The organism is Shigella sp. FC1544 (assembly GCF_001722145.1).
Taxonomy (GTDB): Bacteria; Pseudomonadota; Gammaproteobacteria; order Enterobacterales; family Enterobacteriaceae; genus Escherichia; species Escherichia coli.
On sequence record NZ_MECT01000100.1, the window covers coordinates 1 to 7,019 of the forward strand.

The 7,019-nt window shown below is 52.6% G+C and carries 5 protein-coding genes and 2 pseudogenes; 2 read left to right on the plus strand and 5 right to left on the minus strand.

Annotated elements, in window-relative coordinates:
- Positions 1 to 300: pseudogene (locus BGK49_RS07090) on the plus strand (IS1-like element IS1X2 family transposase); the annotation flags it as partial.
- 15 nt (positions 301 to 315) lie between these two features.
- Here the strand turns inward: BGK49_RS07090 and aldB are convergent.
- The 5 genes and pseudogenes from aldB to BGK49_RS07115 all read right to left on the minus strand — a co-directional run.
- A pseudogene (gene aldB, locus BGK49_RS07095) lies at positions 316 to 1,281 on the minus strand (aldehyde dehydrogenase AldB); the annotation flags it as partial.
- A gap of 163 nt (positions 1,282 to 1,444) precedes the next feature.
- Positions 1,445 to 2,596 (minus strand): L-threonine dehydrogenase, encoded by a 1,152-nt coding sequence (gene yiaY / locus BGK49_RS07100; RefSeq protein WP_000168713.1) that lies wholly within the window; start codon positions 2,594 to 2,596, stop codon positions 1,445 to 1,447.
- Positions 2,597 to 2,785: 189 nt separating this feature from the next.
- Positions 2,786 to 4,630: a selenocysteine-specific translation elongation factor gene (gene selB / locus BGK49_RS07105; protein WP_000582463.1), complete on the minus strand. Its 1,845-nt coding sequence runs from the start codon at positions 4,628 to 4,630 to the stop codon at positions 2,786 to 2,788.
- Entirely contained in the window at positions 4,627 to 6,018 is a 1,392-nt protein-coding gene (gene selA / locus BGK49_RS07110; protein WP_000206247.1) for an L-seryl-tRNA(Sec) selenium transferase, read from the minus strand. The genes selB and selA overlap by 4 nt, the downstream gene beginning before the upstream one ends.
- A 97-nt stretch (positions 6,019 to 6,115) precedes the next feature.
- Complete coding sequence (locus BGK49_RS07115) at positions 6,116 to 6,724, minus strand: glutathione S-transferase (RefSeq protein ID WP_000779792.1); 609 nt, start codon at positions 6,722 to 6,724, stop codon at positions 6,116 to 6,118.
- A 227-nt stretch (positions 6,725 to 6,951) separates the two neighbouring features.
- Here BGK49_RS07115 and BGK49_RS31620 point away from each other — a divergent pair.
- A partial coding sequence (locus BGK49_RS31620) for a hypothetical protein (RefSeq protein WP_250322613.1) occupies positions 6,952 to 7,019 on the plus strand: 68 nt, incomplete at its 3' end.

A 7,019-nucleotide genomic window follows, 5' to 3' on the forward strand; every position in this document is an offset into this window, starting at 1 on the left:
ACGGTTGTGGCGCACGTCTTCGGTGAACGCACTCTGGCCACACTGGAGCGTCTTCTGAGCCTGCTGTCGGCCTTTGAGGTCGTGGTATGGATGACGGATGGCTGGCCGCTGTATGAATCACGCCTGAAGGGAAAGCTGCACGTTATCAGCAAGCGTTACACTCAGCGCATTGAGCGACATAATCTGAATCTGAGACAACATCTGGCAAGGCTGGGACGGAAGTCACTGTCGTTCTCAAAATCGGTGGAGCTGCATGACAAGGTCATCGGGCATTATCTGAACATAAAACACTATCAGTAAGTTGGAGTCATTACCGCGTTCGTAGATAGATTCCTGCACTAAAGCACGACTCGGACAGGTGCAAACTTCGCCCTGGTTAAAGGCAAACAGTGCAAAGCCTTCCAGCGCTTTATCGAAAAAGGCATCTTCTTCATCCATCACATCAGCAAAGAAGATATTTGGCGACTTACCGCCCAACTCCAGCGTCACCGGAATAATGTTTTGCGTTGCGTATTGCATAATTTGTTGGCCCACTTCCGTTGAGCCGGTAAACGCCACTTTGGCGATGCGTTTCGAGGTCGCCAGATATTCGCCAATTTCCCCACCTGCGCCATTGACCACGTTCACCACGCCCGGCGGCAGTAAATCACCGACAATTTCCATTAGCAGCAGTACAGAAAGCGGGGTAAGACGTGCGGGTTTCAGCACCACACAGTTGCCCGCCGCCAGCGCGGGAGCCATTTTCCAGCTCGCCATCAGCAGCGGGAAGTTCCACGGGATAATCTGCCCCACCACGCCTAACGGTTCATGGAAATGATAGGCCACGGTTTCGCTATCAACTTCACTGATCCCACCTTCCTGCGCCCGAATACACGAGGCGAAATAGCGAAAATGATCAATCGCCAGCGGCACGTCGGCAGCACTGGTTTCGCGAATGGGTTTGCCGTTATCCCAGGTTTCAGCTGTCGCTAACAGCTCGAGGTTTTGTTCCATTCGATCGGCAATCTTAAACAGAATCGCCGCGCGATCCTGCACCGAGGTGTGCGCCCATTTATCTTTCACTTTGTGCGCAGCATCTAGCGCCAGATCGATGTCTCGTTTGCCCGAAGACGCCACTTCGCACAGCAGCTGCCCAGTCACCGGCGTCAGGTTCTGGTAATACTCACCATCGGCAGGGGCTACCCATTCGCCGCCAATAAAGTTGTCATAGCGGGCTTTTAACTTGAGGGGGAAACCATACTCGCCGGGCTTAATCTGTGCTGAAGGGGGATTATTGGTCATGATCGTCTCCTTGCGGTGTGAGGTATAACAAGGGTAGACGTGACTGGCGAAATCTTCGCCAGTCGGTAACAGCTTTACGACGGCTATCACGAATTTACGGGCAAGGGTTACAGAGATAGTTGAAAAAGCGGCTGACAATTTGCCAGCCGTTGTGGAATGATGATTACATCGCTGCGCGATAAATCGCCACAATTTCTTCGTGAGTTGCCTGGATCGGGTTAGTAAAACCACAGGCATCTTTCAGGGCATTAGTCGCCAGAACCGCGAAATCTTCTTCTTTCACGTTCAGGTCGCGTAGGCCTGCCGGGATATCCACTTTCTTCGCCAGTTCACGGATGGCGTTAATGCAGGCTTCAGCACCTTCCGCGTCGTTTTTACCTGTCACGTTCACGCCCATTGCAGCGGCACAGTCACGCAGACGTGCAGCGGCGACTTTGCTGTTGAATACCTGAACATGGGGCAGCAGAACGGCGTTACATACACCGTGTGGCAGGTTGTAGAAACCGCCCAGCTGGTACGCCATCGCATGAACATAACCCAGAGAAGCATTATTGAACGCCATACCGGCAAGGAACTGGGCATAAGCCATTGCTTCACGCGCTTTCGCATTACTGCCATCTTCAACGGCTAACGGCAGGTTTTCGGCAATCATGGTCACGGCTTTCAGTGCACAAGCGTCAGTGATCGGCGTGGCGGCAATAGAAACATATGCTTCGATAGCGTGCGTTAAGGCATCCATACCCGTTGCGGCGGTCAGTGACTTCGGCATACCAATCATCAGAGAGGAGTCATTGACAGAAAGCAGCGGAGTGACATGTTTATCAACAATCGCCATTTTGATATGACGCGCTTCGTCAGTGATGATGCAGAAACGGGTCATTTCAGAGGCCGTACCCGCAGTGGTGTTGATGGCGATCATCGGCAGCTGCGGTTTTGCAGAGCGGTCAACGCCTTCGTAATCGCGAATATCGCCGCCATTGGCTGCCACCAGCGCAATACCTTTTGCGCAGTCGTGTGGAGAACCACCGCCTAAGGAGATCACGCTATCGCAATTATTCTCTTTAAGTAATTTCAAACCTGCGGCGACGTTTTCCGTGGTGGGGTTAGGTTGGGTGCCATCATAAATAACGCTAAAAATATTGCGTTCTTCCAGTGCTTTTTGCACATCGCCCGCCATACCTAATTTCGTTAACATACTGTCAGTGACAATTAAGGTACGGGTAAATCCATAATCTGCCATCATATTCATTGCATCAGTCAATGAATCAGCGCCGATGACATTCACAGAAGGAATAAAGAAAGTTGAAGATGCCATAACACACTCCTGAAAGTGTAAAAAAGGGTGGGAAGCTTACTGAGGATTTTCATTCGAAAATATGACCATTATTATTAATTATCAAAATTAATCTAATAAAAAGCACATTGTATTCATTAAACAATGTGCTTTTTTTAAAATCATAAGAAATTTGTATTAATTTATTTTAAAAATTAATTAATCATTTCCTTATTTTTCCGGAAATAATAATGCGTCGCGCAATAAATGATCATTTCCACGACGACGCGTAAAGCCAATGCGGTCAAAATATTCCAGAATCTGAATTGCCAGCTTTCGGCCTACGCCTAAGCGATCGCGGAAATCCGCCGCGCAGGTTGAACCACACTCCTGATCGAGATCGCGGATCATATTGGCAAATTCGACAATCCGATCGTTACGGTAATAACGATCTTTGACGATCGCGGTAATTATTCCTTGCTGCGCCGCCTGGCGTAGCGTCAGGCGCATTGCCTGCTCGTCGGTACCCGTCTCTTTTGCCAGATCACGCACCCACCACGGCTCGTCACCAAACAGCGGCTCTGCTTTTTGCCAGATGGCCTGCTGCTCTTCGCTGAAGCCCGCTTTGTGATCCGGCAGATGCAGCCAACCGTGATGACTGAGGATGTCGCCGCTTTCGCGCATCTTTTCAATCAGCAACAGTACTAGCGCTTCATCTTCCATTGGCAACGCCATACGTCGCAGACGTTCGCGCCCAGGCCCAGGTTCATCGCGATGTTGCTCATGATAAGTCGCTAATGTGTCGAGAATTTTCCGTTGCCAGCGAGCGGCAACCGGCGCATTCAACAAGCTATAACCAGCCTGAATATAGCCAGGCTGTTGCAGCAGTTCGCGCATCCCTTCGCCGTTGAGCTGGCGCGCCCAGGCGAAATCAGGAAGATTAACCGCGCCGCGTTGCAGGTGAACGGCTAACGCTTCGCTATCATTCTGTGCCCTGGCGAGGGAAGCCAGCCATTGCAGATACTCTGGTTTACGTTTACCGCGACGCGGCGGGTTAAGCATCACGACGCGCGCTCCGGCCAGCGTGTTGCGGGCAGAGATATCGCGCAATACCAGGCGGTCGTTATCTGCCAGCCATAACGGGGTGTCGAAGACCAGTTCAGCAAGGTTATCTTCCAGCAGTGAAACGCGTCCCGTGACGTGGCTGGCGGCGTGGTGAATATGCAGCGGCTGCCACTGGGTCAGCGGTGTATGGGTTTGAAGCTCGACAATCACCCGTGTAAACGGCTCTGGCGGCGCATCGGCAAGCAGCCAGTCGCCACGGTTAATCTGCTCTTTTTCCGCATCACCCGCGATGTTAAGCGCGATACGCTGCCCGGCATGGGCGGTTTCTGTTGGCTGGTTTTGTGCATGCAGCGCACGTACACGCATCGGTTTATTTACACCAGTCAGCCAGAGTGAATCGCCTACCTTCACTTCCCCGCTTAACGCCGTACCGGTGACGACCAGCCCGGCACCTTTTACGGTAAATGCGCGGTCGATCGCGAGGCGGAAACTATGTTGGCTGGCGTGTTCACGTCCTGGTAACTGAAGCAGATGCTCGCGCAGGGCATCAATTCCCCGACCTTCGGTTGCTGCGGTGATAAACAGTTTTGCCTCAGCAAAACCGTATTCCCGCAGCACCTCCTTTACCTGGCGTTCAACCTCATCAACACGCGCTTCGTCCACGCGATCGGCCTTGGTCAGCGCCACTGTCAGCATCGGGTTACCGGTCAGCTGCAAAATCGCCAGATGCTCACGGGTCTGCGCCATCACGCCGTCATCGCACGCCACCACCAACAGCGCGTGATCGATACCACCAACGCCCGCCAGCATGTTGGAAAGAAACTTTTCATGACCGGGTACGTCGATAAAACCAGGCACGCGACCATCCGGCTGCGGCCAGTAGGCATAGCCGAGATCGATGGTCATGCCGCGCTTTTTTTCTTCCGGCAGACGGTCAGCATTTACGCCAGTAATCGCCTGCAATAAGGTTGTTTTGCCGTGGTCAACGTGTCCGGCAGTCGCAATAATCATTTCAACAACATCTCCAAAAACCGTTGCTCATCTTCAAGGCAGCGTAAATCCAGCCACAATCGTCCGTCATAAATACGACCAATCACCGGCACTGGCAATTCACGCCAGCGGGCGGCTAATGACTCAAGGTGGCTACCGCGTCCATCATGGGGTGTAAACGTTAATGCCGCGCTCGGCAGGCGATCAACCGGCAGCGAACCACTGCCAATCTGCGAAAGACATGGCATAACCTGTACCGCAAACTCCGCGCCGTAATGTGCGGCAAGGGGAGCCTGTAAACGTTGTGCCTGGATTTGAATGACCTCTGCGCTGCGGGTAAGCAGGCGCAGGGTCGGTAATTTTTCACTCAGAGCTTCAGGGTGTAAATAAAGACGCAACGTGGCTTCCAGCGCCGCGAGGGTCATTTTATCCGCGCGTAATGCACGCTTCAGCGGGTGGCTTTGCAGGCGGGCGATCATCTCTTTTTTACCAACGATAATCCCTGCCTGCGGCCCGCCTAACAACTTGTCGCCGGAGAAGCTCACCAGACTGACGCCCGCCGCAATCAACTCCTGCGGCATTGGCTCTTTCGGCAAACCGTACTGGCTAAGATCGACCAGCGAGCCACTGCCTAAATCAGTCACTACGGGAACATCCAGCTCTTTGCCGAGCGCCACCAGTTCCGCTTCATCTATCGCTTTGGTGAACCCCTGAATGCTGTAGTTACTGGTATGTACTTTCATCAACAGTGCGGTATTTTCATTCACCGCCTGACGATAATCATTCGCGTGCGTGCGGTTGGTGGTCCCTACTTCGTGTAGGGTGCAGCCTGCCTGACGCATAACATCGGGAATACGAAACGCGCCGCCAATCTCCACCAATTCGCCGCGAGATACTACCACCTCTTTCCCGCTGGCAGTGGCCGCCAACATCAATAACACCGCCGCCGCATTGTTATTGACGATACAGGCATCTTCCGCCCCCGTAATACGGCACAGCAGTTGCGCCAGCGCCCGATCGCGATGTCCGCGTCCAGCGTCGTCCAGATCGTACTCGAGGGTCACTGGCGAACGCATAGCCTGCGCAACGGCTTCCACCGCGGCTTCCGCCTGTAAAGCTCGTCCAAGGTTGGTATGCAGCACGGTTCCCGTCAGGTTGATCACCGGACGCAGCGCGCTCTGCGCCTCTTTCGTCAACCGGGCATCGACTTCTTGCGCCCAGTTTTCACACCACGCAGGAAGCGTCTGGCTGTCACGAATCACTTCTCGCGCTTCGTCGAGCATCTGACGCAACAATTCCACCACGCGGGTGTGACCATAAGTATCACGCAAAGAAAGGAAGGAGCTATCGCGCAATAAGCGATCAATAGCCGGAAGTTGACTATAGAGGGAACGCGTTTCGGTTGTCATAGGAAACCTGGCTAATCAAGGCCCTCTCACACGGAGAAGGGCGTTTAACATAACCACGGATTGTAACGTGAGATGGGTCAGGAGGACATATCGCGCATCAAGCCTTTGGCGGTTCGGTGCGAGCAAAACTTTCGCGGCTAAACAGGTTTTCGACCAGTTTGACTAAGTGTGGGCGGTCGACACACCAACCTGGCGCAACGCGGCGGAAATTGAGATATCCGACAGCACAGGCAATGGCGATAGTCGCCAGATTGACCGTATCGGTTTTGAGTGTGCCATCGACCAGATATCCTTCCAGCACATCCAGACTGCGGTTGATTTTCTCCCGCTGGCGTAACAATTCATCTTCAGACTGCTGCGCCGCCGGACGCGCCTGTTCACGCACCGATACCAGCCCGGCATCCATAATGCCATCCGCCAGCGCCTCAATTTTGCGCACCCGCAACGACTCCAGCGGATCGCGCGGCAACATCGCCGGAGCGACATTCATTAACTCAATATATTCAGCGATGATCGGCGAATCAAACCAGCATTCGCCCTCTTCGGTCACCAGCACCGGCACTTTTCCTAACGGGTTAAATTGCGCCACGCCGTTGTCCGCGTTATAGGGCAGTTCATTAATAAATTCGAAAGTTATGCCCTTTTCTAACAACAGAATAGAAAGTTTGCGTACAAACGGGCTGGTGTAGCTACCGACGAGTTTCATGCCGAGTCCTTTGTGCGAGGAAAAATATCAGTATGGCATGGTGATGGGAAAAAGGGCAGAAAATGTTGATGGTTTGTTACTTCCAAATAAATCACATATTTATCATGGTGATATAAATATTTTCCTAATTATTTCACTCTGATGGATATCTCACTTCAGGCTTTCTTATAAATCTGTAGGGTTTTGCCTGTCAGCAGACAAATAACCCGATAAAACAAGGATGAGAAATGAGCGGAAAACCGGCAGCGCGTCAGGGCGACATGACGCAGTATGGCGGTAGCATTGTTCAGGGTTC

Coding starts and splice junctions, on each gene's coding strand:
- yiaY (WP_000168713.1), bottom strand. CDS start 2,596: ATGGCATCTTCAACTTTCTTTATTCCTTCTGTGAATGTCATCGGCGCT.
- selB (WP_000582463.1), bottom strand. CDS start 4,630: ATGATTATTGCGACTGCCGGACACGTTGACCACGGCAAAACAACCTTA.
- selA (WP_000206247.1), bottom strand. CDS start 6,018: ATGACAACCGAAACGCGTTCCCTCTATAGTCAACTTCCGGCTATTGAT.
- BGK49_RS07115 (WP_000779792.1), bottom strand. CDS start 6,724: ATGAAACTCGTCGGTAGCTACACCAGCCCGTTTGTACGCAAACTTTCT.